This window comes from Micromonospora sp. 067-2 (assembly GCF_046549295.1).
Taxonomy (GTDB): Bacteria; Actinomycetota; Actinomycetes; order Mycobacteriales; family Micromonosporaceae; genus Micromonospora.
Genome location: NZ_JAJPWB010000006.1, coordinates 180,852 through 205,027 on the forward strand (window position 1 = coordinate 180,852; position 24,176 = coordinate 205,027).

Here is a 24,176-nt window from a genome sequence, read left to right on the forward strand (position 1 = left end):
CTCTCCCTCGCCGGCGGGGGCCGCCCACCGCGTGGCGGCGCGAGGATCGGGTGCATGACGACATCGGCATCGACCGCTCGCGGGACGGGCCGCGGCCTGACGTACGCGGTGCTCGGCTGGGCCGTGGCATACGGGGGTGTGCGTCTGGCGTGGACCGTCGGTGAGGCTCCGGAGTTCCGGCCTTACGGGTCGGACCTGCTCGGTTTCACCGGTTGGCGGTCGGTGGCGTTGTGCGTGACCGCCGGCGTGGTGGCGGTTGCCCTGGACCGGGCGGCGACGTGGCGGCCGGTGCTTGCGGGTGTCGCGTGGACGGTCGCCGGGGCAACGGTCGCGGCGGCCGCGATCCTGCTGCCGGAGTTGGTGGGTTTCCTGCTGTTCGCGGTCGGCCCGTACCTCGACCCGGTGGCGTTCGCCAGCCGCCTCGGCTGTGTCAGCGGAGCGGTCCTGCTCGGTCTGGCCACCGCCCGCTATCAGCGGCGCACCAGGGGCGACTGCCCGGACTGCTGCCGGACGGGCCGACCGGGTCCGCGGCGCTCAGCACCTGCGCGGTGGGCGCGCTGGACCGCGTACGCCGCGGTAGCCGGCCTCGCCGTCCGCTTCGCCGCCCAGGTCGCGGTGGGACCCGACGGCCTGACGCGGGACGCGTCCGTGATCGGGTTGGAGATCGGCCTTCTGCTGGCTGGGGTGCTGCTGCCGCTGGCACTGGTACACCGCTGGGGCGAGATCTGGCCGGGGTGGGTGCCGCTGCTCGCCGGCCGCACGATCCCCCGTCTGCTGCTGCTGGTGCCCGGCTTCGGGCTCGGGGCGGGCATCGTGGCCTACTTCGGCGTGGGACTGGTGCAGCTGGCGTCGGGATCGATCAGCCAGTTCTCCGACACGTTCCTCTGGGTGGCGTTGTCGGCGTACTGCGTGCTGGGGCTCGGCCTTCTCTCGGCGTCGAGCGACTACCACCTGCGTACCCGGGGCGCGTGCAGAACCTGCGCCCGCTGACAGCGTCTCGGACGACACCGTGTGCGGAAAACGTCTCAGCCCGCAGCGGGGTGTTCCATTTTCAACGTATATCGCACCCGGGGTCTTGCCGCAAGGCCCGGGTCTTGCCGCACAATCGTCGGCCGGACCCAGGAACAGAACGAAGAAGTGGGGCACGACGTGCGTGTGCTGTTGTCAAGCTGTAGACGTCCGAACGCGCCGTCCGACGGAGCAGATCGGCCGGCCGACAGTCCGCGCGAAAGACAGGCAGGAGTCCGGAGGCTCGCTGCGTCGGAGGTCTGGCGGTGAGCGAGCAGTACGTGTCCGGCCTCCACGAGGTCGACGAGACGCAGGTCGCAGTAGTCGGCGGCAAGGGCGCCCACCTGGGGGCGTTGTCGCGGATCGACGGCATCCGGGTGCCGGCTGGCTTCTGTGTGAGGACGACGGCCTTCCAGCAGATCATGGCCGCAGCTCCGTCGATGAACGATCGGCTCGATGAGCTGTCGCGCCTCAACGCGGACGACCGGGAGGCGATCCGCTCACTCAGTGCGGAGATCCGCAGGACCATCGAGGCGATCGTCCTCCCCGACGCTGTGGTGGCGGCGATCACCCGGGCACTCCTGCCGCTGGGTGAGCGAGCTGCCTACGCCGTCCGATCAAGCGCGACGGCGGAGGACTCGCCCACGGCCTCCTTCGCGGGCCAACAGGACACCTACCTGAATGTTCTGGGGCCGGCGGCCGTCCTCCGACACATCAGCCGGTGCTGGGCCTCGCTCTTCACCGAGCGGGCGGTGACCTACCGTCAACGCAACGGCATCGACCACCGCGCGGTTCAGATGGCCGTCGTGGTGCAGCGGATGGTCTTCCCGCAGGTGGCCGGCGTCCTGTTCACGGCCGATCCCGTCACGTCCAACCGGAAGGTCGCCTCCGTGGAGGCCAGCTTCGGCCTGGGCGAGGCTCTGGTCTCCGGGCTGGTGAACGCGGACGCCTACAGGGTGCGCGACGATCTGATCATCGACAGGGCGATCGCCACCAAACGGCGTGCCATCCACCCCCTGCCGACCGGCGGGACGGAGGAACAGACGGTCGACTCAGAGCGGCAGGGACAGCCGGCGCTGACCGATGCGCAGGTCGTGCGGTTGGTGCAGCTGGGCCGGCGGATCGAGACACACTTCGGCCATCCCCAGGACATCGAGTGGTGCCTCGTCAACGACGACTTCGAGATCGTCCAGAGCCGACCGATCACCACGTTGTTCCCCGTTCCCGAGAGCGGCGACGGAGCGAACCACGTCTACGTCTCCGTCGGTCACCAGCAGATGATGACGGACGCCATGAAGCCCCTGGGGCTCTCGGTGTGGCAGCTGACGGCCCTCGCGCCCATGCTTGACGCCGGTGGGAGGTTGTTCGTCGACGTCACCCGGCTCCTGGCCTCACCCGCGAGCCGCGCCGGGCTCCTGACGGTGATGGGGAGGGGTGATCCGCTGGTCAGGGATGCGCTGGAGACCATCCTCGACCGCGGCGGCTTCATTCCGTCGCTCTCCGATCAGGGCATGGCAGGCCCTGATCGCGGCCCCGCAGGCCCGCCGGTTGGCGGCCCGCCCGCCCCGATCGAGACCGATCCGGCGATCGTCACCGAGCTGATCGAGCGCAGCCAGGGCTCCATCGCCACCCTGCGGCGTGACATCGCGACGTTGACCGGACCGGCGTTGTTCGACTTCCTGCTGAAGGCCTTTGAGGAGCACAAGCGAGCCCTCGGCGATCCGTTGAGCATGCAGGCGATCATGGCGGGGATGGAGGCCACCTGGTGGCTCAACGACCAGTTGGAGGAATGGCTGGGTGAGAAGAACGCGGCCGACACCCTCACGCTGTCGGCACCCGGCAACGTCACGTCGGAGATGGGACTGGCGCTGCTGGACGTCGCCGACGTCATCCGTCCGCATCCGGAGGTGGTTGCTCTTCTACGGGAGGTCGAGGACGAGGGCTTTCTGGACGAGATGGTCAAGCTCCCCGGCGGCCAGGAAGCGCGAGACGCGATCCGGGACTACCTCGACAGGTACGGCATGCGCGGCGTCGGCGAGATCGACATCACGAGGCCACGGTGGAGCGAGCGACCCAGCACGCTTGTGCCCGTCATCCTCGACAACATCAGGAACTTCGCGTCGGGCGCTCGCGGGCGGCGCTTCGAGCAGGGCCGCCAGGAGGCGGAAGAGAAGGAACGCGAGGTTCTGTGGCAGTTGCGGGCGCTGCCGGACGGGGAGCGGAAGGCCGGGGAAACCAAGCGGATGATCGATCGGGTCCGCACCTTCATCGGGTACCGGGAGTATCCCAAGTACGCCATTGTCAGCCGCTACCTCGTCTACAAGCAGGCCCTGCTCGACGAGGCCGAGCGTCTCGTGCGGGCCACCGTGCTCCAGGACAGGGAGGACATCTTCTACCTCACGTTTCAGGAGCTTCATGATGTCGTGCGTACGAACCGGGCCGATGATCAGCTCATCCTCCGGCGGAAGGACGCGTTCAGGTCGTACCAGACGCTCGCACCGCCCCGGGTGCTCACCTCGGACGGTGAGGCAATCGCCGGGGCGTACCGACGGAACGACGTGCCGACCGGCGCGTTGGTCGGCCTCCCGGTGTCCGGCGGAACCGTCGAGGGGCGAGCTCGCGTCATCCTGACCATGGCCGAAGCCGATCTCGAGGTGGGCGACATTCTCGTCACCGCCTACACCGACCCGAGTTGGTCGCCCCTGTTCGTGGCGATCGCAGGGTTGGTCACGGAGGTGGGCGGCCTCATGACCCACGGAGCGGTGGTCGCCCGGGAGTACGGCCTGCCCGCCGTCGTCGGTGTGGAGCATGCGACCAGGCTGATCCGGGATGGGCAGCGGATTCGCGTGCACGGATCCGACGGGTACATCGAGATCCTGCCATGACACGACGACGGTCGACCTGGGCACTTCGGCGCTGGCAGCAGCAGCTCCAGCACCGCCCGGTGCACGTCGGTCACGCCTCCTCCCGCCCGGCGGTCGCGCCCCTGCGGTACCGGATCCGGGGCCGGCCGTCAGCGTCGGTCTCGACGTCCGTGTGCACCTGGTAGACCTGCTGGATCCGACTCGCGGTGAGGACCTCGGCGGGCGTACCCGCCGCGACCACTCGGCCGCCCGTCAACAGCACCAACCGGTCGCAGTACTGGGCGGCAAGATTGAGATCGTGCAGCGTCACCACGACGGTGCTGGCCGACTCCGCGAGAAGGTGCAGCAGCTCCAGCTGATGCCGGATGTCCAGATGGTTGGTCGGCTCGTCGAGCAGCAGCAGGTCCGGCTCCTGCACCAGGGCGCGGGCCAGGTCCACCCGCTGCCGCTCGCCGCCGGAGAGGCTGGACCAGCGCCGCTGCTCGAAGCCGGCCAGGCCAGCCTCGACGAGCGCACGCCGGGCCAGCTCCAGATCGGCGACGCCGATCCCCGCGAGGCGTGGCCGGTACGGGGTTCGGCCCAGCAGAACAACCTCCAGTGCGGACATCTCCACGTCGGTGGCCACCTGTTGGGTGACCACCGCGATCCGCCGGGCCACCGCACGCCGGGGTATCGCGCCCAGCGCGACGCCGTCGAGCAGCACCCGCCCTGAGTCGGGTCGCGCGAGCCCGGCCAGCAGCCGCAGCAGGCTCGACTTGCCCGAGCCGTTCGGCCCGAGCAGCCCGACCGTGGCGCCCGGTTCGGCGGTGAGCGCCACCTCGGCCAGGATGCGTACGCCGGCCACACCCCATCCGACCGCGTCCGCCTGCAGCCGCGCCGGCAGAGCACCCACCGGGTACGCGGCACCGATCCCGCCACCGCCGGTCGACCGATCGCTGTCTCCGCCGTCCCGGCCGGCGGTGTCCGGGCCGGTCACGGCGTCCCCGTCCGGCGTCGCATGACCAGCGCGAACACCGGCACCCCGAGCAGCGCGGTGAGCACACCCACCGGCAGTTCCTGCGGCGAGAACACGGTCCGCGCGGCGGTGTCCGCCCAGATCAGGAAGATCGCGCCGATCACCGCGCAGGTGGGCAGCAACGTGCGATGCCGTGAGCCGAAGAGGAACCGCACCGCGTGCGGCACGGTCAGCCCGACGAAACCGATCGCTCCACTCGCCGCGACCAGCGCGGCCGCCACGAGAGCGGTGACGCCGAACAGCAGCAGCCGGGTACGCCCGGGAGAGAAACCGAGTGAGCGTGCGGTGTCGGTGCCGAACGCGAACGCGTCCAGCGCCGTCGCACTGGCCCAGCAGACCACCAGGCCGACGCCGACAACCACTGCGCTCAGCGCCACCGCCGGCCAGGAGGCAGCCGTGAGCGAACCGAGCAGCCAGAACGTCACGCTACGGGTGTCCTGGGTGTGCGCGTCGGAGATCACGATCAGGCTGGTCACGGCGCTGAACAGTTGCGAGACGGCAACGCCGGCGAGCACGATCCGGGTCGGCTCGCCGGCGTGTCGACCGGCCAGCAGCAGAACCGCGCCGAACGCCGCCATGCTGCCCACGAACGCGCCGGTGGTCAGGTCGACCGGGCCGGCGCCGATCCGGATTCCGAGCACCAGCACCGCGACCGCTCCGGTGGAGGCGCCGGAGGAGATGCCGAGCAGGAACGGGTCGGCCAACGGGTTGCGCGTGAGCGCCTGCAGCACGGCGCCGCACACCGCGAGCCCGGCACCGACCAACGCGGCCAGCAGCACCCGGGGCAGCCGAAGATCCCACACGATGCTGTCCGGCAACGGTGACAGCGGCTGGATCGGCAGGCCCAGATGGCTTCCCACCGCGCGCAGCACGCTGCCGACGGGCAGATCGGCCGAGCCCACGGTGACCGCCGCGGCAATGCTGACCAGCAGCAGGAGCACGGCCAGCGGCAGGACGTACCGGCCGACTCTCGAGATGCCGGGCGGGGAAGACGTGTTCATCGGCGGGCGAACACCACGTGGTCGTCGAGGTACTGCCAGACCGTGCCGACCTCGGCGAACCCGGCCGTGCGGAGGGCGGCCAGGTGGAAGTCCAGCGGAGCCAGGGCCTGCGGCGGTCGGTCGGCGAACCGTCGTTCCCGCTGTGCGGCCAGCTCGGCCAGTTCCGGATGACGGGCCGCCTCGGCGTACCAGGCGGAGTAGTCGAGCGCGCCGGCGGCGAACGTCTCCTGCTGCACCCGCGCGTCGTGCCGACTGGCGATGTCGCGCAGGGTGGGCGCCGATCCGTCGTACCGGAGGTGGTCGGCGTTGAGCAGCACCCCACCGGCCGGCAGCAGGCGTGCCAGGGTGGTGTAGACGCGCAGCAGCTGCTCCGGTGCGAGCCAGTGCAGTGCCGTCGAGGTGAGCACGGCGTCGACGCTCCGTCCGGCCAGCGCCTTCTCCCAGCCGTCGGCCACCAGGTCCACGTCGTGGACCTCGGCCCGCGAGCCGTACCGGTCGAGCGCGCCCCGTGCCACCCGGAGCAGGATCGGGTCGTAGTCGACCGCGACGGCGGTGGCCTGCGGGAAACCGGCCAGCACCCGGTCGCTGATCGCGCCGGGACCGCAGGCCAGATCCAGGATCGTCAGGTCGTCGGGACAGTGCAGCCGCAACACGTCGGTCATCGCCTCGAACCGCAGGTCACGGTGGGCCACATAGGCGGACTGCTGGTCGTCCCAGAGGTGGAGGAGATGCCGCGCGGCGGCCTGGTCGAACACGTTGACGTCGGTGACGTCCGGCGCGGTCATCGGGCGGTCCCGCGCAGGCCCGTGCCGACCAGTTCCGCCGCCTGGACGCTGCGGATCGACGGATCCATCGACGATCCGGGCACGGTGACGAACCGCCCGTCGAGCACCGCCTTCAGCTTCGACGTCACCGGGTTGCGGCGCAGAAAGTCGATCTTCGACTGGGCGCTGTCGCCGTCGCCGCCCCGGGTCAGGTCGGCCAGCACGATCACGTCGGGGTTACGTTTGGCGATCTCCTCCCAGTTGCCGGCGGGCCACTTCTGGCTGGCATCGGTGAACGTGTTGCGGACGCCCAGCAACGAGCTGATCGCATCCGGCACGCCGCCGTGTCCGGCCACGTACGGGGTGCTGGTGCCGGAGTAGTACCAGAGCAGGGACTCGCCGGTGCCCGGTTGCCCGGTGGCGTTCGGCGTGGCCGTCGGCGCGGCGCCCCGGGCGGCGTCCAACCGGCTCTGTTGCTCGCGGATCAGCTTGTCGGCCCGCTCCGGCACGCCGAAGACGCTGGCGATGTCGCGGATCTCGTCGGAGATTCCATCGAAGGTGACCGTCTGGTTCGTGTCCGCCGGGTTTTCGCAGGCGAACTCGGAGAGGTACGCCGGTACGCCGAGTTTGGCGAGATCGGCGCGCGAGCCGGCGGCGTCCGGGGCGAACGCGGACGTGTAGGTCGAGTAGACGAAGTCCGGGTTCGCCGCGCGGACCGCCTCCCGCGACGGGTAGAGCTTGGCCAGCACCGGCACCGTGTCGTACGCCGGGCGCAGGTCGGGCAGCACCGGGTCGGTCTGGTAGCTGGTGCCGACCATCCGATCGGCGAGACCCAGGCTGAGCATGATCTCGGTGGCGTTCTGTTCCAGGGTGATCGCCCGCTGCGGCGGCGCGGTGATGCTGACCGGCTGCCCGCAGTTGGTCAGATTGACCGGGCCGGCCAGGTGGCTCTGCGCGTTCGGTGTGGGGGCACCGCCGTTGGAGCATCCGGCGGCGGCCAACACCACACAGAGGCTAGTTGCAATGAAAACGGTTTTCATGAAGGGACCGTATCAACAGCTCTCCGGTGGCGCGACAGGCGGGGTGCGCAGTGCCGCCGCGCCACCCGGGGGCGGCGGGTCGGTCGCTCGGCGCCGGTCGACCCCCTAGCGCCCCGCGGTCCCCGGGCGCTTGGCGGCCGACCCGACCAGGACGGTGTCGACCCCGGTGATCGGGTAGGCGGCCAACTCCTCGGTGAGAAACCGGTAGAGGTCGTCGAGGTCACGCAGCCAGACGGCCAGGTGCAGGCTGGCCGGACCGGTGACGGCCAACGCGCCGTGCACGGCCGGATGTGCGGCGAGCGCCCTGCCGGTCGCGTCGAGGTGCCGGGCCGGCAGCGTGATCCAGAGGTTGGCGTCGACGTGCAGCCCCAGACGGCGTGGGTCCACGGCGACCGTCGTCTGCAGCTGACCGCGTCCGAAGAGGACGGCGACCCGTCGCCGTACCGTCGACTCGGGCACCCCCACACGGGCGGCGAGGGCGACGGCGCTGGCCCTGCCGTCATCGGCCAGCAGCGCGGCGATGGCCCGGTCCGTCTCGCCGGTGATCCGCGTGGCGGGTTCGGCCGGCCGGGGCACGGTCAACGCGGCCCGCTCGGTGGCGGTCAGCACGTCCACGCGCCAGTCGTGCGCCTCCGCGTAGACGTGCAGGACCGTCTCGGCCGCGACGGACGTGACGGCGGTCGTCGCCGGCAGTTGCTGGAAAACCAGCCTGTTGTGCTGTCCGGGAGCGGTGAGCAGGACAGCCGAGAGCTCGTCACCGCTGGCCGAGACATCGATGAAGGGTACGTCCTCCCGAGCCGCGAGGGCGGCGGTGATCGTGTCGATCCTGCCGCTCAACACGCGGATCCGGAGCAGCATCGCGCCCAGGCCCGGGGCGCGCGGCGGCGTCGCGGACACCCGCACCGTGCCGTCCGCGAGAAGCGCACCGATCCGCTGCTGTGCCACCCGGGAGTCCAGCCCCAGCACCTCGCCAGCCCGGCGGGCACTCAGCCTGCCGTCGCACTGCAATGCGGCGATCAGTCGCTGGTCGGTTTCGCTCAGATAATCGGCCATGCTCGCCATCTTCGCTCAGCCTGTCGGCCATGACGGCGTTGTGGGCGCCGATGCTGACCATCATGGGTGCATGACCGAAGCTGACCTCCTCGACGCCATGACCGACGCCGCCCGCGCTGCCGGCGAGAGCCTCCTGCGTACCCCTCGCCCTGCCCGGCCGACCACCCTCGCTGAGTTCCGCCGCGTCTTCGACGAGGTCGAGAAGCCGGTCGTGGGCGCGCTGGCCAACGCTCTGGAAGGGGTCCGCCCCGGCAGGCCGTGGGCCGACGAGTTCGACACCGCGCTGCCCGAGCGTGGCGAGCGGTGGATCGTCGACGCCATGGACGGCGCCGTTCAATACCTGCAGGGTCTGCCCCAGTGGTGTGTGAGCCTCGCGTTGATGCGGGACCGTCGTCCCGTCGCCGTCGTGCTGCACAGCCCGCTCCTGGAGGAGACCTACACGGCGGCCGCCGGAGGTGGCGCCCAGCGCAACGGGGTGACGGTCACGCCGACGACGAAGGCGGAGCTGGCCGCCACCCTGGTCGCCACCAGCCAACCACCGTTCGTCGGTGACGAGCCCGGCGCCGTACGCGAAGCAGGTCGCGCGCTGGCGGCGGCGCTCCCGGTGGTCGGCGCGGTCCGCAACCTCGGGCCCACGTCGTGGCAGATCGCGGACGTCGCGGCCGGCCGGATCGACGGCTTCTGGCAGTACGGCCGTGACGACGCCAACCTGCTCGGTGCCTCGCTGATCGCGACCGAAGCGGGCGTGCTCGTCACCGACACGTCCGGCCGACCGTGGGCCGCTGGTGCCTCGAGCATTCTGGCCGCGCCACCATCGCTGCACGGACAGCTGCTCGCCACGCTGGGTCGGTGAGCCGGCCTCCGGAGGCTGCTGTCACTCCAGGAGCTGTTTGAGCGTCCCGAGGTTGTCGCGCATCCCGCCCTTGAAGAGCCTCTCGGCAAGCGGTCCGAGGAGTGCGGCCGGACCGCTGAGCCCGGATGCGCTGATCGTGCCCTCAAGGATGAGTCGCGTCGTGTCGCGGGAAGGCTGGACGAGGTAGCGGTAGGTGAACGGGGTCGGCCCGCTCAGCGACGTGAAGGTGACCTCCGCACCCTCCGAATATCCGGTGATCGCCACGTCGTTGAGGGCGCGGCCACCGGGCAGATCTCGATACACCCGGTACCGGGTGCCCACACCGGAGACGCCTTCGACGAGTTCCACGCGTTGCACCGCGGAATACCACGTCGGCATGGTGGTGAAGTCAGCGACGAATCCAAAGACTTTCTCTGCCGGAGCAGCAATGTCCAGGTCCAACTGGAAGGTCATGGGATCTCCCGTGTGCGTGTCGCATTCGGCGACGCGGTCATGTCGTTTGTCCTTCTTCTGCGGCGCGCCGGTTCGCGAGCGCGAGTCCCGCGGGTGATCGTCGGGTGAAGCCGTGCAGAAATCTGATGAGGGCACCGATGTCCGTTCCCTCGCTGGCCTGGTCGAGCAGGTCGTACAGCTGGTTCTCGATCTCGACGACGCGCAGAGCTGTGTCCCGGCCGCGCGTGGTGAGTCTGAGCCTGACCTGTCGCCGGTCGTGTTCGCTGGTGGTTCGTTCCACGAGATCTGCGGCGACAAGTCGATCGACTATGCGGCTGGGGCTGGTGCCGGTGTCGCAAACGAGCATGTCGCCGAGTTCCCTGAGTGCGAGCGGTCCGTGGTCGGCGATGATGCGCAGTGCTTCTGACTGCGCCGGCGTGACGCCGATCTCGGACAGCATCGCGGTGAGCTGGCGGTTGCCCTCTCGTTGCGCTGCGAGGATGAGGTAGCGGAGTTGCTCGGCCGTTCTCACGTCAGCGCCGCGCCCTGTTCCCGCGACGCCGTCGCCGGGGGCCCAGCCGCTGCCGGGTCGTCTGCGGCGACGCAACCTGCCTGATCAGCTCCACCACGACCTCCTCAAGTGTCGTGACATGCATGTCACGACACGGATTAGATGCCACAGCGGCGTCCCCTGTCAAGGGGTGACGAAGGTGCGGTGCGGCAGGTGGGGTCGCCCGCCTACGAAGCGGCAAAGGCGAGGCCACGCTCGGCCAGCGCGGCGGCCAGGATGTCGACCGCCTTCGGCCCAACTCCGTGCAGGGCCAACAGATCGCGGCGGCTGTGGGTGGCCACCTCCGCGAGCGTCGTGATGCCGGCTTCGAGCAGGGCGTTGTTGGCTGGTCGCCCCACCGGCGGCAGGTCACCGATCTGAGCGGACGTCCGGCGAGTATTCACGGCAACACGATAGTCCTCGCCTGCCGCAGACATCGACGAAAGGTGTAGCCCGAGTTGCCCTGGGGCAAGAACCCTCGCATGGACGGAACGGCAGGGGGCGAGGAGCAGATGCTCGGCCGGCGGCACCGAACCGGTGTGTCGGACCGGGCAGGGCTGGCGACACGACTGTCGGCAGCCTCCGTGTGATGCGGCTCAGGCACAGCCTGCCGGCGGTGGCGCTCGGGGCGGTGGCACTCGGCGCAGCCCTGGGCGCCGACCCCGCCCGTGCCGACCCTCCATTGCGGTTGTCGAGCAGTCCCCAGCCGGTGGTAGCTACCGTTACCCCGAAGATCACTAAGGCTCTGCTGCCCGACGGGGTCGAGGCACGGCCGGTCGTCCCCCTCCCCGTGCCGTCGGCCATTCCCCTCCCCGTGCCGTCGGCCATTCCCCTCCCCGTGCCGTCGGCCATCCCCCTTCCTCGGCTGCCGGCCAAACCTCCCATCGCCATACCGACTCGACTGCCCGACACACCCCTGTCGTCGTCGGCCGCCGCACCCGTCCCGTCGGCCTCGGCTTCCCGGGCCACACGCCTCAAGCCGTCGCCGTCACCGTCGTCGCCTCCAAGTCCGTCGCCTCCAAGTCCGTCGCCCTCACCGCCGAGTTCGGTGACGGTGAGACCGTCCCCTGGCAACCCCCAGGGCGCCGCCGACGGTCGGGCAGCGGATCGGGCGCCGGCCGCCGTCGCAGCGCCGACGCCCCGCCCGCCTGCGCCTCCCGCGCCGGGACTACCGGCGCTCGTGCTGACGCTCGCGTCCGCACCTGCCGGCGCCGGAACCGGCGGTGTGGATACACCGACGTCAACAACAGAGGGTCCGCCGACGATCTCGCCGTTGCACCGAGGGCTTACGGTCACCGCCGTCGACATGCGCGCTGCCGGTCGGCCCGTGGAGCGGGGTCCCCCGCCGCCACGGCAACTCCTGATCACTCACCCGCGTCCACGACGTTGATCAGGAGAGGTCATGGAGATAGCCGTCATCTGGATCCCCGCAGATATCGAGCCGTCGGAGCCCGCCGTCGCGATGTGTCTCACGCACCTTCGCCGACATGCCTACCGAATGAAGGGCATCATCCGGGCACCGTGGGAGACCGTCGAGCAGGCCATGGTCGACGGGGAGGTCGACGTGGTGGTGATCGCCGACCTCGCCCATCTTCCGCCGGATCGGTCACCCCGAATCGAGGTGGCCACCGCCCCGGCGTCGACATCCGACGAGGACCGAACGGTTCCCGACACACCATTCGACTGACACGACCAAGCGCCCCGTCCGCTGCGGACGGGGCGCTTCGTCGACCTGAACCCGTCGTGTGCCGACACGTGCCGCAGCCGCGCGCGCCGCCCGCGCAGATGGGCGGGCGGCGCGGTTGGCGCGTGACGTCAGGAAATGGCCACGTCGCTGTAGTAGCGGCGCAAGATCGCCTGGTAGCTGTTGCCCGCGTTCGCGAGATCACGCGAGCCGTACTGCGACAGCCAGTCCCCGTCCACCCAGCCACCACAGGCGGTCGCGGTCGCGCAGTAGTGCGCCTGCAGGATGTTGCCACTCCGGGTCATCCGGGTCGACCAGGTGCCGTCCACCGCGGAGGACGTCGGGGCCTGCGCCGACGACGGCCGGTAGACCTGGTCGGCGGTGTCGTCACGGACGTCATAGCACTGTCCGCCGGGAGTCTTCCGGGTCGAGTGCAGCGCCCAGTACCAGCCGTAACTCTTGACGGCAACGGCACCGGACTCCAGCGAGGCGCGCGGCCAACTCGTCACCCACTCGTTCGGAAGGACGTTCTTGACGTACGTCTTGAAGTCGACCCGGTCGACTCGCCCGAGACCGACCCGGTAGACCAGGATGGTGCTCGGCAGTCTGCTGTTGGTGCCGTCGGTACTGCAGCCCGTCGACCCGCTCAGCAGTTCGTGCGAGGCGTTGTTGTTCTTCAGCGTGGCGTTGAGGTTGCCCTTCGCCCCGGCCGCGAACGACTGGCTCGCTCCGCCGAAGTTGCTGTTGAAATAGACCTTGACGGTCTTGCTGGTGCGGTTCCACACCGACGCGGCGTTGTTCTTGACGCACAGGCCCCTGCCTGCACCCGCACCCTTGAAGTCGTAGCAGGTGGGCTGCGTCGTGCCGTAGCCGTCCAGGGAGTCGGTGAAGTCGGAGACCGAGCCGGCCTGGTTGCTGTTGTAGTAGTAGCAGAACTCACCGGGGTCACAGCCCCCGTCGCGGTCGGCGGCGGACGCCGCGCCCGGCGCCACGGCGACGCCGACGAGCGCCGCCACCAGGACGGTCAGAATGCCAGGGACTCTTCTCAGCATGGTCATCCGCCGCCGCCGATCAGACGTGGGTCGCGTGCGGGGAGGTGACCTGGGCACCGTTCGCGTGCACGTGCGAGCGCATGCCGGGTCACCAGCCGCTCGGGACGTACGCCCAGCCCAGGTAGTCGGACCGGTCCCGGAACGAGTTGGTCTGGTAGACGGTCGGTCCGGTGCTGATGGCGCTGTTGCCGCCGATGGAGAGCATGACGTGCCCGGCCGACGTGGTGGACGTGAAGAACACCGCCGTTCCTGCAGGCGGCACCGAGCCAGTGTGAATGCGCCCGTTGTTGCGCTGCCACTCGTAGTGCGCCCGCGCCGTGAGGAACCGCCCGCTGGTGCCGAACGCCCGCTCGACGAACAGCTCGCACTCGTTGTTCCAGTCGGTGTGCCCGAGCCGCGCCCTCGCGAACGCGACAGCCTCGGACGCCCGCGGGTCGGCGGGGTAGGCCGTCGTGCCGCCGATGTCGTGTGAGGCGTTGTTGTTTTTCAGCGTGGCGTTGAGGTTGCCCTTCGCCCCGGCCGCGAAGGACTGGCTCGCTCCGCCGAAGTTGCTGTTGAAATAGACCTTGACGGTCTTGCTGGTGCGGTTCCACACCGACGCGGCATTGTTCTTGACGCACAGACCCTTGCCTGCGCCCGCGCCCTTGAAGTCGTAGCAGGACGGTTGGGTGGTGCCGTAGTCGTCGACCGACCCGGTGAAGTCCGAGATCGAGCCCGCGTAGTTGCTGTTGTAGTAGTAGCAGAACTCACCGCTGTCGCAGACCCCGTCACGGGACGCCGCCGACGCCGGCGAGGCGAAGCTCAGGATGGACGTGGTCATGGCGAGCGCGGCGCCGACGACGGCGAGGCTCCTGCGGATGTTCATGGTGTCCTCTCGGGAACGGTGAGCGGTGGTTGGTCGATCCGGTCGGGGGCGGGTCACAGCGCGCGCTGGTACTGCTCCCAGGTTGTGATCGGAATCCGGGGACCGTCGTCCGGACCACGGTTGGCCAGGCCGTTCAGGCCGAGGCAGTAGTCGCCCACCTGGTGTTGTGCCTGACTGGACAGATCGGTGTCGTTGATCGCCGTGGCGTGGATGTGCCACGGCCAGTCACCCTGACTCGGGTCGCGGGTCCAGGCGGCGAAGCCAACCTGGCGCAGGGTCCGAACGACGGCGGTGCGCCTGGCCGCCGTCATGCCGGTGACGGCGATGTCCACCACACCCCCGCCGTCGTGCGTACCGGCCGAGGTCGGGTCGCCTCCAGGGTTGTAGGAGCCCTGCGTGAGCACCAGGGTGTGACCGGACAGGCGCTGGGCCTCGGCCAGCATCGCCTGAGTACGGGCGTCGACGACGTACCCGTCACGCTGGACCTTCGCGCCCGGGCCGATCGCGTTGCCGACGGTAAAGCGGTTCTGCCCGAGCCTCGTCAGCGACGTCGTGCCGGGCAGCCCGTTCGCGGCCAGCCCGGTGTAGCCGAGCGAGCGTTGGTAGGCCGCGTACGCCGAGACGGTCTCGGTGCCGAAGTAGCCGTCGACCCACTGGGCGTTCAACAGGCTCCGGGCCTGGAGCGCCTGCTCCACGGCAAGCACGGAGTTCTTCGCGCCCGGGGTCAGTGTGTGGTCGGCGCGTCGGGGATCGATCTGGGCAGCCAGGACGGTGACCTCCATGTCCACGACCGGCCGCGCGACCGTGCTGGCGGTCGGCTGCGCTGTGGAGCCGGTTGTCGCGGCCCACGAGTGGGCTGGGACGCCGACGGCCACGCAGAGCGCGGCCAGCCCGACGGCGGACCAGGGACGGCGCATGGTCGATCCTCCTCGTGGGTGGTCAGTCGCGATCGGATCGGACACCACCCTGCGACAAGGAGGCCGCTGTTCGGTACCCCCGCTGTCCTGTCAGATCCGTCAGACCGTCACCGACCTCGATGGATGTGGTGTTGTCAGATTGGGTGGCATCCCGGACTGACGGCTCGACGGCCTGACGCGGCTACCGCCTGGAGCGTTCACGAGGTGACGGTGACCATGAAGTACACCGGCCGGCGACTGGGAAAGTATTCCTTTCCGTGCTCGTCGACCATCTTCCAACTGACCCAGCACCTGCCGGGGCGGTTCGGCGCGGTGACCTGGACACTGATCATCACCTGCTCGCCCGGTGGCGTGTCGCCGATAGCCACCCGATCCGGCACCTGACAACCGTCATCGTCACCGGCGGGGTTCGTCCGCGCCAGGTAGCGGTTGTGCCAGTCGATCCTTCCGACGTTCTGGAGCGCCCACACCTTCACGAAGCGGGAGTTCACCCTCACCTGCGTACCGTCGGGGATGGTCACGTCGGCGACGAACTGGCTCGAGTCTCCGGGGATCAACGCGTCCGAGAACCCCGCCGACGACGGCGTCGCCGGCGCGGCGCCGGAGTCGTCCGGGGACGAACGACCGCGGACGGTGAGGTTCAGGATGGCGATCGCCGCCACCACCACCATCACCGCGGCGGCGGCGGCGAGCCACGGCAGGCGGTGCCGGCGCGTGCCCGTGCCGTCGTCCTCCGCCGCGGCCCGTGGGTGCGCCGCGAACCGCAGCACACGCCGGCCGTCCGGCGCGACGTCCGACGACCCGGCCACGCCGGTTCTTCCCGATGCCGCAGTGTCCACGACGGTAGACGTCTCGGCGGCCACGACACCGGTCGCGACGGGTTCCACAGTGGCCGGAGCATCGACCTCAGCCGCGGAGTCGGTGTCGACCGGGGCCGTGTCGCCGGTCGGGACGGCGGGGACCACCCCGGGGCGCTGAGCGTCCTCCCATCGGCGCCGCCACTGGACCACGTCCGCCTCGCAGGCCCGGACGAACTCGCGCGTGGTCTCCCACGAGGGAAACCTGGTCCCGGCGGCGGCCTCGTGAAGCGTCGTGTGCGAGATGCGGCCCGACCGCCCAGCCATCTTCCGGAATGACGGGTCGCCCGCGGCGGTCCGCAGTGCCCGCAACTGCTCGGCGAACCCTTCGGCGACCATTCGGTCCTGAGACGACTGGGCAGCAGCACGCCGGTCCTTCACCTGTCCCCCATGTCAGACACCGTCGTCAGGCGTTGTCAGAGCGTGTACGAGGGTACCGATGGTCCCCGGAGGCAATCAATGTGGTGGATGACGACACCGGGCACGGCGGTCCCGTTGCGTGGAGGACCTTCACCGGACGCCGGCAGGGCAGCTGACCGACGGTGACCGGTTAACCGTGCCCTCCCCCGTACACAATCGGGTTGTTCTTCGGCGGTGCGCGGGCGACCATGGTCGGCATGGCGGGAGCCGGTGTGAGATCGCCTCTTCAGGGTGGGCTACCGCCGAGAGACGCGGTGGTCGGCCCCGTCGTGGAAATCGCCTGCGACGAGTCGGGATTCTCGGGCACCAACCTGCTGCACTCGACCGCGCCAGTGATCACGCACGCGAGTGTCGACCTGGTCGACGACGAGGCCGTCGCGCTCATCACCGCGCTGCGCTCCGGGTTCCGGTTCTCGCCGCACGAGCTCAAGTCCGGGCAGTTCCTGCGCCGCTCGGGTGCGGACGAAGCTCTGCGGTGGTTCCTGGCAGCGCTGACGGGCCGCGCACACGTCCACCTGATCGACAAGGAGTTCTTTCTCGTCACCCGGATCGTCGACTTCCTGTTGACCGAGCCGTCGTACGCCGCTGGCACCCGCCTGGCTCGCGACCGCCGTCCGGCCGCTCTCGCGATCTACGAGGCCGGACGCTCGACCGGAGGCGACTGGCATGACTTCCTGGCAGCGTTCGTCGATCTCGTCCGGACGAAGCGGCGGTCCCCGGTTCACCGGACGGCGCAACGTTTCTTTCAGGCCCGGGATGCGCTGCTGCGACACAAGCTCGGCACAGCGGCCGACTCCGTCCTCAACGGGCTCGGCCCCAGCCAGGTTGGGGCCCTGGTGGCGCGGCTCGACAACGACGACCGGTCGGTCCCCCCACCGCTGGAGCCGCTGCTGCCGGCGCTGGCGGAAACGGTCCTGGCCTGGAGCGGCGGCCAGCGGCAGGTGCTGGTGACCCACGACGAGCAGAGCGCCCTGACGGCTGACCGGCTGACCCGCCTCCAGCGGACGTTGGCAGCCAACGCCGGCGGCGCATCGGCGGCAGGTGCCGACGAGGCTGGGGCATTACCGGACGGAGTGTCTCCCCTGGCGGGACTGGTCATGGTCGACTCCCGCGACGATCCGCGCGTCCAGGTCGCGGACCTCCTAGCGGGGGTGGCCCGGCGATTGCCGTGGATCATCGACGACGCGCTACGGCAGCCCCCGCCCTGCCCGACGACCCCGCATCCGTGAGCCCTCGGCTGGGCCAGCGGTGACCCCGACACCATCGACCTCGGTGACGGCGGCGCGGAGTACGTCGTCTGGGCTCTGACCAAGCGCCGAGGACCAAGCGCCGAGGACGCGGGTCGAAGCGCCCCCGCCGTCCCGAGCTCAGCGACTGCACCCTGAGTACAGAAGATGCGAAAGTCGGAGGAAATGACGAAACCCGACAGGCATGTCGGATCGCCCGTCCATAGGCTCTGACCAGGGAATTCATCCCCGCACCGGCACCGCATCAGGCGTCGCGCCCCCGCTCGCGGAGCCCGTCGGTGCGCCTGATCAAGGAAGGGCTTCCCATGCACCGTGCGCTCCGCCGAGCACTACTTCTAGCCACGACGATTGCCGTCGCCAGCGCCGGGTTCACCTCGGTGCCAGCCAACGCCGCCAGCCAGTCGAGCACCACCACGCCATCACGCATCCCGAGCCTCGACCTCCCGTCGTTGACCGGCGGGCCCTGCAACCTGCTCTGGGACCTGGCCAACGCGGGCGGCCGCAACGGGCTCCTTGCCGTCGGCCTCACCGCTGATCAGCAACTGATCAAGTTCGCCGCCAACCGACCCCAGTTCGCCTGCACCATCGGCTCCGTCGACCTGCCGGGCAGCGAGTTCCTCGTCGGAATCGACTACCGCGTCCAGGACGGCAGGCTCTACGGCGTCGGCAGCGTCGGCGGCATCTACGTCCTGAGCACCCGCAACGCGGTGGCGACGAAGACCAGCCAACTGACCGCCGCCCTGGCCGGCACGTCATTCGGCGTCGACTTCAACCCCGCCGCCGACCGATTGAGGATCATCAGCGACACAGGCCAGAACCTGCGCCACAACGTCAACCCTGGCGGTACGACCATCGTCGACAACCCCCTCATCTACCCACCCTCCACCAGCGCTGTGGGGGTCACCGGCGCGGCCTACACCAACAACGACCTCAACCCCAGCACCGCCACCACCCTGTTCGACATCGACACCGCCCTCGACCAGGTCGCCGTGCAGTCCCCCGCCAACTCCGGGCAACTTGTCGCCACCGGGGCACTGGGCGTCAACGCGGGCCCGCAGGCGGGCTTCGACATCTACAGCCCGCTACGTGGCGACCGGGCCGTGGCCAACAACGCCTACGCCGTCCTCAACAGCGCCGGCGCCTCCCGGCTCTACCGGATCGACCTGCTCAGCGGCGAAGCCCAGACCACTGGCACCTTCGACGATCATGTGGTGCTCGATCTCGCCCTGCTCCTGCGGCAGTAGCCGCCTGAGCGTTGACGACGCTCCGACAGGCCGCCATCAAGACCGCAGCCTGTCGGAGCGACGTGATCTGGCAGCCCGTCCAGCCCGGCGCCGCGACCCCGGTGGTGTCGACTGCTCACCGGGAAATCGTCCGCGGCAAGCTTGAACTCTTCGGAGTCGGCTTCCGCGTCGAAGCCGATCCCGCGTTGGCGCGGCGCGTCGTGCTGAACCGGCGTTGGTAGGCAGCGGGGCTGATCGACAGTTTCCTGGCGAAGACCCGTCGCATGCTTTCGTAGCTGGGGAAACCGGCGAGGGTCGCGGCCTGCGTCGCGGTGTGTCCTCGGTCGAGCAGTGCCCTGGCCATGTCGAATCGGATGTTCTCCACGTAGCGCGCCGGTGTCGTGGACAGCTCGTCGCGGAAGAGCCGGGCGAGCTGCCGGGTGCTCACAGTGAGGTGTTTCGCGAGTTCACCGAGCGAGTGGTCCCCGCCGGGATCCGCCGTCACCAGGTCGGTGATCCTGCGGAGTGCCGGGGAGCGGGGCGGTGGTCCTTGCAGCGGTGCCGAGAACTGGGACTGGCCGCCGGCGCGCTGCATGTACACCACCAGGGCGCGTGCGACGTCGCGCGCCAGGTCGGGCCCGTGGTCCTCTTCGACGAGAGCGAGCGCCAGATCGATTCCGGCAGTCACGCCCGCCGACGTGTACGTGGTGCCATCGCGAACGTAGATCGCGTCGGGCTCGACGTGGCACGCCGGATACCGGGCGGCAAGCTCGTGCGCGACCTGCCAGTGAGTGGTCGCGCGCTTGCCGTCGAGGACGCCTGCGGCGGCGAGGACGAACGCCCCGGTGCAGATCGACGCGACCCGGCCGGCCACAGCCGCCGGTACCCGTACGGCGTCCGCCAGGTCGGCGGGGACAGGGGCGCGCGGAAAGAGGTCGGACCCGGCCACCAGTAGCGTGTTGGGTGCCGGCTCCGAGGTGACGGCATCGGCGACCGTCATCCGGATCCCGAGGTTAGACGTGACGTCCGCGCCGGTCGGCGACAGCAGCACGATGCGGTAGTCGGCACCGAACCGGTTCGCCTCCTTGAACACCTCCGCTGGGCCGGCGACATCCAGTAACGTCACGCCGTCGTAGACCAGGACCGCGACGCGATGGGGGCCGACGGCTACCGCTGCCACCCCTTCGAGGCCGAAGCCGGGCCGCGAGCGGCCGGAACCCGGCGGCAGTGACCGTCGTGGGATCGGCGAAGCAGCAGGCGTGGACACCGTCAATTGGTAGCACGCCATTTCCGGGAATTGCCGGGATCATCGCGGGAGGGGTTCGTTCACGAAACGCCGGAGCCGTTGCGGGGCTGGACCTGGCTGAGGGACGTGGTGGAGCACACAACGCGACTTCGCCCGTCCGGATTTAGGTGAATCCTGGCCCGACGAAGGCGGTGCCGTACGACGATCGGTGGGCAGCATGGATGTCGGACACACGGTCCCCAGACACTGCCTGGAAGGTCAGAGATCATGCCAGAGGTCATCGCAGGGTTGGAGATTCCTGAGACAGCGGCGGTCGCCGAAGCGACCAGGCACATCCGGGAAACGACCACCCCTCTCATCTACCACCACTCCCGACGGGTCTTCTTCTTCGGCCTGATCCACGCTCACAAGCTTGGCGTCGAACCGGACCCGGAGCTGCTCTATCTGGCTGCCATGTTCCACGACACCGGCCTCCTGACACCGTTTTCCGACGTCGAACAGCGCTTCGAAGTCGATGGCGCCGAACACGCGCGCACGTTCCTTCTGGACCGGGGCTTCTCAACCGCCGCCGCCGACACCGTCTGGACGGCCATCGCGTTGCACACCACGCCGGGCATCCCCGACCGGATGGCCCCGGAAATCGCGACCACGTACCTCGGTGTCCTGACCGACGTGCTCGGCCTGGGTCTGCACGGACTGGATCCCGATCAGCTGGGCGAAATTCTCGCCGTCCATCCACGAGGAGACTTCAAGAACGAATTTTTGCGAACCTTCGTCGACGGGCTGAAGAACCGCCCCGAAACCACGAACGGCACCGTGAACTCCGACGTGCTCGAACACTTCATCCCGGGCTTCCAGCGCGTGACGACGATCCAGCGCATCGTCGGCTCGCCATGGCCGAGCTGACCTGACGTTCCACAGAACCCGCGACGACCGGCGTGGGTCGACGAACGTTCCTGAGGAGGATCGAAAATGCGAGCGATCACCGTACGAGACCGTGACGCGGGTGTCGGCGGGCTCACCCTGACCGACATGCCGTACCCCCACGCCGCGGAGAACGACGTCATCGTGCGTGTGCACGCCGCAGGCTTCACTCCCGGCGAGCTCGACTGGCCGGCTACGTGGTCAGATCGCGCCGGCCACGATCGCACACCCAGCATCCCCGGGCACGAGCTGGCCGGAGTTGTGGTCGAGCTCGGCTATGGAACCACCGGCCTCACGGTGGGCCAACGGGTGTTCGGACTCACCGACTGGGCCCGCAACGGATCCCTGGCCGAATACACGGCGGTGGAGGCTCGCAACCTCGCCCCCCTCGCGGCCGACATCGACCACACCGTGGCCGCCGCGCTGCCCATCTCCGGACTGACCGCGTGGCAGGGACTGTTCGACCACGCCCACCTCACGACCGGCCAGACCGTCCTCATCCACGGCGCCGCTGGCGGCGTCGGCTCGATTGCCGTCCAACTCGCCCGGGAGGTGGGCGCCCTCGTCATCGGAACCGGCCGAGCTGAGGACCGCGACGTCGCACTCGGCCTCGGCGCGCAGGCCTTCCTCGACCTGGACGCCGACGATCTGCAGCACGTCGGCGAGGTGGACGTCGTATTCGACGTCATCGGCGGCGACATCCTCGATCGGTCGACCGACCTGGTACGCCCGGGTGGCATCCTCGTCACCATCGCCAGGCCGCCCACCGCGCAGCCCAAGGACGGCCGAGCCATCTTCTTCGTCGTCGAGCCTGATCGAGCCCGGCTGACCGACCTCGCCCAGCGCACCCGGAACAATCGACTCAACTCCATCGTCGGCGCTGTGCGGCCGCTTTCCGAAACGGCCTCCGCGTTCGCCCGTCACCGCCGCACGCCCGGCAAGACGATCATCCAGGTCACGGACGATCAAGGTACGCAGCACTCGTGACCAGTGTGCGAGTGCCGGGCCGGTCATTTCGGGCCGCCGCCGAGCGCGGTGGCCGCGGTTCGCGCCGTCGATGTTAAGTTCGCCGGCATGACGGTCCAGATCACGGCCCGGCAGTTCCACGCGGCCGAGGGTGTGGAGGACTGGCGCTCTCTCTACCACGTGGTCTCTGCCCGTTTCCCCACCGAATCGTTGGACGAGGGCATCGCACTCGTCGATGCGATCGGCCGGCTCGCCGACGAGGCCGAACAGCAGTTTCTCACCATCGACCTGCGCGGTGCCGGCGTCATGGTGTCCTTGTCTCGGCGCGACATCGGGCTGGCCCGGCGGATCTCGGCCGCCGCCAAGGCGCTGGACATTCCCGCCGATCCGACCGCCGTGCAGGTCATCAACGTCACCCTTGACGCGCGTGTCAGCGCGGATGTGCTGCCATTCTGGCGGGCGCTGCTCGGCTATCACCAGATTGGCGACGACTACCTGTTCGACCCGTCGCGCCGTGGCCCGGGCTTCGGTTTGCAGCAGATGGAGGCGACGCGCCCGCACCGCAACCGCATACATCTGGATGTCGCGGTCCCGCACGATCAGGCCGAGGCGCGCATCGCCGCCGCCCTGGCCGCCGGCGGCCACGTGGTCTCCGATGCTCACGCGCCGATGTGGTGGGTCCTGGCCGATGCCGAGGGCAATGAGGTGTGCGTCGCCACCTGGATCGGCCGCGAGTAGCGGCCCATTCGGGGACGCAGCCACCGTCGCGCGATACCGCATCGATCGGATCGTCGTGCCGAGATCGGCTACCGAGGTCGGAGCAGCCCACGTTTGGCCATGAAGGCGCGCAACGTCTCGGCATCCGAGACGGACATCAGCCGGCGCGGGATGACGGTCGCCGGCATCCGGCCGACGTACACGATCCAGAACTCAGCGGTGTCCCTTACCTGGGCGACTCCGTCCCAGGCGATGCCACCGGACTCCGAGCCGCTGCGCATCATGATGTTGTCATCGGTGATGTCGTAGGCACCCTCGACGGCGTATTGACTGGAGCGACGCCGGGCGCGCAACCGCACCCACGGCCAGTAGAGCGCCAACAGCACGCCACCCACGACCATCGCCAACCACAGCGGCGAAATCTGCTCGCCCCACGCAGACCCCCGCGAGACGCCGAAACCGGTCGCTCCGACCGCCGCCAGCACCGCGCCGACATAGCCGTACCTGCGCAGACGAACACTGCCGAGCGCAGCGGCGACCCGACCCGGGTAGGCGGGATCGGCTGGGACGTCAAATCGGATGTGCACCCTGGAACGATAGTGCCCCACCCGCCCGCTGGCAGCGCCTGACTCCCTTGGTCGGATCGCCGAGCGCCTGGCGGACCACCGTGCCAGAGGCCGAAGGCATCCAGAGGCGCCTTTCAGGCTCAGTGAGCAGGTGTCGCCGACCAGGGGGCGCGCAACGGCTGGTGCTGCCGATGGCGATTCGGTGGACGTGGTCGATCACCGCCCTGCTCAAACGAGAGCTCCGAGCCCGCGCCGCCCGGTTCCTGTTCTGGTTCGTCGTGTCCGCGATCCCCTGGATGATCGGCGGGTTGGTCACCGGCTGGGGCCGTTCGGCTGGTGGACGCTCTGTCCGATATCCAACACCGCTGATGGGAGGCGTGAAGTACTTTCCGCACATGCCGATATCGCGGATCACGCTGGAGTTGAAGCTGCCGTTCCTGACGATTGGCGTCGATGACGTACGGACTGTGTTCAGGAGGCGACGCAAGGAGGCAGGCCCGTTCGTCATTGTTGCGCGCTCCTGCGGACGATGCCTTGACACGGCACACGCCGCCGATCCCAATCACGGCGTCATCGTCTGGGCGGCGCACGGGAAGCCGCAGCAACTGTGGACGGTGAAGCCGAGCGGCGTCAAGGGCGAGATCCTCATCGTCTCCGCGTCCAACGGCTTGGCCCTGGACGCCGCACCACATCCTGAGATGCGTGAGCCCGATGGTTCTCCTTCGCAGCGGTGGCGGCTGAGCGGCACGCCGGACGGCGTCGGATACACCGTTCAGTCGATGAGTAACCAACTTTTTCTTACCACGAACGAGGATGCTGAGAACGGCTGGCAACCCTGGTTCGAGCCTCGCCATGGGGGCATGTCGCAACAATGGCTGTTCGCTCTTCCCTACGGCATCCCACAGGGCTGAT

At 69.5% G+C, this 24,176-nt stretch carries 24 protein-coding genes; 10 read left to right on the forward strand and 14 right to left on the reverse strand.

From position 1 onward, the window contains the following. The first annotated feature begins 54 nt into the window (after positions 1 to 54). Complete coding sequence (locus tag ACLJN9_RS16090) at positions 55 to 990, forward strand: hypothetical protein (protein WP_410812150.1); 936 nt, start codon at positions 55 to 57, stop codon at positions 988 to 990. Positions 991 to 1,274: 284 nt separating this feature from the next. Continuing rightward, entirely contained in the window at positions 1,275 to 3,893 is a 2,619-nt protein-coding gene (gene rph, locus ACLJN9_RS16095) for a rifamycin-inactivating phosphotransferase (RefSeq protein ID WP_410812151.1), read from the forward strand. A 70-nt stretch (positions 3,894 to 3,963) separates the two neighbouring features. Here rph and ACLJN9_RS16100 read toward each other — a convergent pair whose 3' ends face one another. From ACLJN9_RS16100 to ACLJN9_RS16120, 5 genes are all read right to left on the reverse strand, one after another. Beyond that, positions 3,964 to 4,848, reverse strand: a complete 885-nt coding sequence (locus ACLJN9_RS16100; protein WP_410812152.1) for an ABC transporter ATP-binding protein — start codon at positions 4,846 to 4,848, stop codon at positions 3,964 to 3,966. Continuing rightward, the gene (locus ACLJN9_RS16105; protein ID WP_410812153.1) at positions 4,845 to 5,888 is read right to left on the reverse strand and encodes a FecCD family ABC transporter permease; all 1,044 of its coding nucleotides are present in this window, start codon (positions 5,886 to 5,888) and stop codon (positions 4,845 to 4,847) included. The genes ACLJN9_RS16100 and ACLJN9_RS16105 overlap by 4 nt, the downstream gene beginning before the upstream one ends. Next, a complete protein-coding gene (locus tag ACLJN9_RS16110) occupies positions 5,885 to 6,673 on the reverse strand; it encodes a class I SAM-dependent methyltransferase (protein WP_410812155.1) in 789 nt (262 codons plus the stop codon). Before ACLJN9_RS16110 ends, ACLJN9_RS16105 begins: the two co-directional genes overlap by 4 nt. Beyond that, positions 6,670 to 7,692 carry an ABC transporter substrate-binding protein gene (locus tag ACLJN9_RS16115; RefSeq protein WP_410812156.1) on the reverse strand — a complete coding sequence of 341 codons (1,023 nt, stop codon included), beginning with the start codon at positions 7,690 to 7,692 and terminating at the stop codon, positions 6,670 to 6,672. The genes ACLJN9_RS16110 and ACLJN9_RS16115 overlap by 4 nt, the downstream gene beginning before the upstream one ends. Before the next feature lie 105 nt (positions 7,693 to 7,797). Then, on the reverse strand, positions 7,798 to 8,745 hold the full coding sequence (locus ACLJN9_RS16120; protein WP_410812158.1) for an Lrp/AsnC family transcriptional regulator: 948 nt from the start codon (positions 8,743 to 8,745) through the stop codon (positions 7,798 to 7,800). 70 nt (positions 8,746 to 8,815) lie between these two features. Here ACLJN9_RS16120 and ACLJN9_RS16125 point away from each other — a divergent pair, with 70 nt between their 5' ends. Further along, positions 8,816 to 9,598: an inositol monophosphatase family protein gene (locus ACLJN9_RS16125; RefSeq protein WP_410812159.1), complete on the forward strand. Its 783-nt coding sequence runs from the start codon at positions 8,816 to 8,818 to the stop codon at positions 9,596 to 9,598. A gap of 21 nt (positions 9,599 to 9,619) precedes the next feature. On the opposite strand, the gene ACLJN9_RS16130 is transcribed toward ACLJN9_RS16125, so the two are convergent. From ACLJN9_RS16130 to ACLJN9_RS16140, 3 genes are all read right to left on the reverse strand, one after another. Then, complete coding sequence (locus ACLJN9_RS16130; RefSeq protein ID WP_410812160.1) at positions 9,620 to 10,051, reverse strand: SRPBCC family protein; 432 nt, start codon at positions 10,049 to 10,051, stop codon at positions 9,620 to 9,622. Positions 10,052 to 10,088: 37 nt separating this feature from the next. Next, positions 10,089 to 10,562 carry a MarR family winged helix-turn-helix transcriptional regulator gene (locus ACLJN9_RS16135; RefSeq protein WP_410812161.1) on the reverse strand — a complete coding sequence of 158 codons (474 nt, stop codon included), beginning with the start codon at positions 10,560 to 10,562 and terminating at the stop codon, positions 10,089 to 10,091. Positions 10,563 to 10,768: 206 nt separating this feature from the next. Further along, positions 10,769 to 10,984, reverse strand: a complete 216-nt coding sequence (locus tag ACLJN9_RS16140; RefSeq protein ID WP_410812162.1) for a DNA-binding protein — start codon at positions 10,982 to 10,984, stop codon at positions 10,769 to 10,771. 998 nt (positions 10,985 to 11,982) lie between these two features. Here ACLJN9_RS16140 and ACLJN9_RS16145 point away from each other — a divergent pair. Continuing rightward, positions 11,983 to 12,267 carry a hypothetical protein gene (locus ACLJN9_RS16145; protein ID WP_410812163.1) on the forward strand — a complete coding sequence of 95 codons (285 nt, stop codon included), beginning with the start codon at positions 11,983 to 11,985 and terminating at the stop codon, positions 12,265 to 12,267. Between the two features lie 128 nt (positions 12,268 to 12,395). Here ACLJN9_RS16145 and ACLJN9_RS16150 read toward each other — a convergent pair whose 3' ends face one another. The 4 genes from ACLJN9_RS16150 to ACLJN9_RS16165 all read right to left on the reverse strand — a co-directional run bounded on the left by ACLJN9_RS16150 (position 12,396) and on the right by ACLJN9_RS16165 (position 16,294). Continuing rightward, entirely contained in the window at positions 12,396 to 13,316 is a 921-nt protein-coding gene (locus ACLJN9_RS16150; protein ID WP_410812164.1) for a peptidase inhibitor family I36 protein, read from the reverse strand. A gap of 88 nt (positions 13,317 to 13,404) precedes the next feature. Next, positions 13,405 to 14,181, reverse strand: coding sequence for a peptidase inhibitor family I36 protein (locus ACLJN9_RS16155; protein WP_410812165.1), 777 nt, complete (start codon positions 14,179 to 14,181; stop codon positions 13,405 to 13,407). A gap of 53 nt (positions 14,182 to 14,234) precedes the next feature. After that, on the reverse strand, positions 14,235 to 15,098 hold the full coding sequence (locus tag ACLJN9_RS16160; protein ID WP_410812166.1) for a peptidoglycan-binding domain-containing protein: 864 nt from the start codon (positions 15,096 to 15,098) through the stop codon (positions 14,235 to 14,237). A gap of 197 nt (positions 15,099 to 15,295) precedes the next feature. Beyond that, positions 15,296 to 16,294: an NBR1-Ig-like domain-containing protein gene (locus ACLJN9_RS16165; protein WP_410812167.1), complete on the reverse strand. Its 999-nt coding sequence runs from the start codon at positions 16,292 to 16,294 to the stop codon at positions 15,296 to 15,298. 293 nt (positions 16,295 to 16,587) lie between these two features. Here ACLJN9_RS16165 and ACLJN9_RS16170 point away from each other — a divergent pair, with 293 nt between their 5' ends. Then, positions 16,588 to 17,604 carry a hypothetical protein gene (locus tag ACLJN9_RS16170; protein ID WP_410812168.1) on the forward strand — a complete coding sequence of 339 codons (1,017 nt, stop codon included), beginning with the start codon at positions 16,588 to 16,590 and terminating at the stop codon, positions 17,602 to 17,604. 323 nt (positions 17,605 to 17,927) lie between these two features. Beyond that, positions 17,928 to 18,866: a DUF4394 domain-containing protein gene (locus tag ACLJN9_RS16175; RefSeq protein WP_410812169.1), complete on the forward strand. Its 939-nt coding sequence runs from the start codon at positions 17,928 to 17,930 to the stop codon at positions 18,864 to 18,866. Between the two features lie 115 nt (positions 18,867 to 18,981). On the opposite strand, the gene ACLJN9_RS16180 is transcribed toward ACLJN9_RS16175, so the two are convergent. Then, a complete protein-coding gene (locus ACLJN9_RS16180; RefSeq protein WP_410812170.1) occupies positions 18,982 to 20,025 on the reverse strand; it encodes a GlxA family transcriptional regulator in 1,044 nt (347 codons plus the stop codon). Between the two features lie 333 nt (positions 20,026 to 20,358). Between ACLJN9_RS16180 and ACLJN9_RS16185 the strand changes: the two genes are divergently transcribed. The 3 genes from ACLJN9_RS16185 to ACLJN9_RS16195 all read left to right on the forward strand — a co-directional run bounded on the left by ACLJN9_RS16185 (position 20,359) and on the right by ACLJN9_RS16195 (position 22,719). Continuing rightward, positions 20,359 to 20,997, forward strand: coding sequence for an HD domain-containing protein (locus tag ACLJN9_RS16185; RefSeq protein WP_410812171.1), 639 nt, complete (start codon positions 20,359 to 20,361; stop codon positions 20,995 to 20,997). Positions 20,998 to 21,063: 66 nt separating this feature from the next. Beyond that, positions 21,064 to 22,002, forward strand: coding sequence for an NADP-dependent oxidoreductase (locus tag ACLJN9_RS16190; protein WP_410812172.1), 939 nt, complete (start codon positions 21,064 to 21,066; stop codon positions 22,000 to 22,002). 87 nt (positions 22,003 to 22,089) lie between these two features. Continuing rightward, positions 22,090 to 22,719 (forward strand): VOC family protein, encoded by a 630-nt coding sequence (locus ACLJN9_RS16195; RefSeq protein ID WP_410812173.1) that lies wholly within the window; start codon positions 22,090 to 22,092, stop codon positions 22,717 to 22,719. Between the two features lie 68 nt (positions 22,720 to 22,787). Here ACLJN9_RS16195 and ACLJN9_RS16200 read toward each other — a convergent pair whose 3' ends face one another. Beyond that, positions 22,788 to 23,285, reverse strand: coding sequence for a YcxB family protein (locus ACLJN9_RS16200; protein WP_410812174.1), 498 nt, complete (start codon positions 23,283 to 23,285; stop codon positions 22,788 to 22,790). 170 nt (positions 23,286 to 23,455) lie between these two features. On the opposite strand from ACLJN9_RS16200, the gene ACLJN9_RS16205 reads away from it, so the two are divergent. Beyond that, entirely contained in the window at positions 23,456 to 24,175 is a 720-nt protein-coding gene (locus ACLJN9_RS16205; RefSeq protein WP_410812176.1) for an RICIN domain-containing protein, read from the forward strand. Position 24,176 lies beyond the last annotated feature (1 nt).

Excerpts from the sequence above, each read along its gene's own strand:
- ACLJN9_RS16195 (WP_410812173.1), top strand. The coding sequence starts at position 22,090 with ATGACGGTCCAGATCACGGCCCGGCAGTTCCACGCGGCCGAGGGTGTG.
- ACLJN9_RS16090 (WP_410812150.1), top strand. The coding sequence starts at position 55 with ATGACGACATCGGCATCGACCGCTCGCGGGACGGGCCGCGGCCTGACG.
- ACLJN9_RS16110 (WP_410812155.1), bottom strand. The coding sequence starts at position 6,673 with ATGACCGCGCCGGACGTCACCGACGTCAACGTGTTCGACCAGGCCGCC.
- ACLJN9_RS16120 (WP_410812158.1), bottom strand. The coding sequence starts at position 8,745 with ATGGCCGATTATCTGAGCGAAACCGACCAGCGACTGATCGCCGCATTG.
- ACLJN9_RS16145 (WP_410812163.1), top strand. The coding sequence starts at position 11,983 with ATGGAGATAGCCGTCATCTGGATCCCCGCAGATATCGAGCCGTCGGAG.
- ACLJN9_RS16115 (WP_410812156.1), bottom strand. The coding sequence starts at position 7,692 with ATGAAAACCGTTTTCATTGCAACTAGCCTCTGTGTGGTGTTGGCCGCC.
- ACLJN9_RS16160 (WP_410812166.1), bottom strand. The coding sequence starts at position 15,098 with ATGCGCCGTCCCTGGTCCGCCGTCGGGCTGGCCGCGCTCTGCGTGGCC.
- ACLJN9_RS16155 (WP_410812165.1), bottom strand. The coding sequence starts at position 14,181 with ATGAACATCCGCAGGAGCCTCGCCGTCGTCGGCGCCGCGCTCGCCATG.
- ACLJN9_RS16165 (WP_410812167.1), bottom strand. The coding sequence starts at position 16,294 with ATGGTCGCCGAAGGGTTCGCCGAGCAGTTGCGGGCACTGCGGACCGCC.
- ACLJN9_RS16130 (WP_410812160.1), bottom strand. The coding sequence starts at position 10,051 with ATGACCTTCCAGTTGGACCTGGACATTGCTGCTCCGGCAGAGAAAGTC.
- ACLJN9_RS16175 (WP_410812169.1), top strand. The coding sequence starts at position 17,928 with ATGCACCGTGCGCTCCGCCGAGCACTACTTCTAGCCACGACGATTGCC.
- ACLJN9_RS16205 (WP_410812176.1), top strand. The coding sequence starts at position 23,456 with ATGGCGATTCGGTGGACGTGGTCGATCACCGCCCTGCTCAAACGAGAG.
- ACLJN9_RS16185 (WP_410812171.1), top strand. The coding sequence starts at position 20,359 with ATGCCAGAGGTCATCGCAGGGTTGGAGATTCCTGAGACAGCGGCGGTC.
- ACLJN9_RS16190 (WP_410812172.1), top strand. The coding sequence starts at position 21,064 with ATGCGAGCGATCACCGTACGAGACCGTGACGCGGGTGTCGGCGGGCTC.
- ACLJN9_RS16125 (WP_410812159.1), top strand. The coding sequence starts at position 8,816 with ATGACCGAAGCTGACCTCCTCGACGCCATGACCGACGCCGCCCGCGCT.
- ACLJN9_RS16150 (WP_410812164.1), bottom strand. The coding sequence starts at position 13,316 with ATGCTGAGAAGAGTCCCTGGCATTCTGACCGTCCTGGTGGCGGCGCTC.
- ACLJN9_RS16105 (WP_410812153.1), bottom strand. The coding sequence starts at position 5,888 with ATGAACACGTCTTCCCCGCCCGGCATCTCGAGAGTCGGCCGGTACGTC.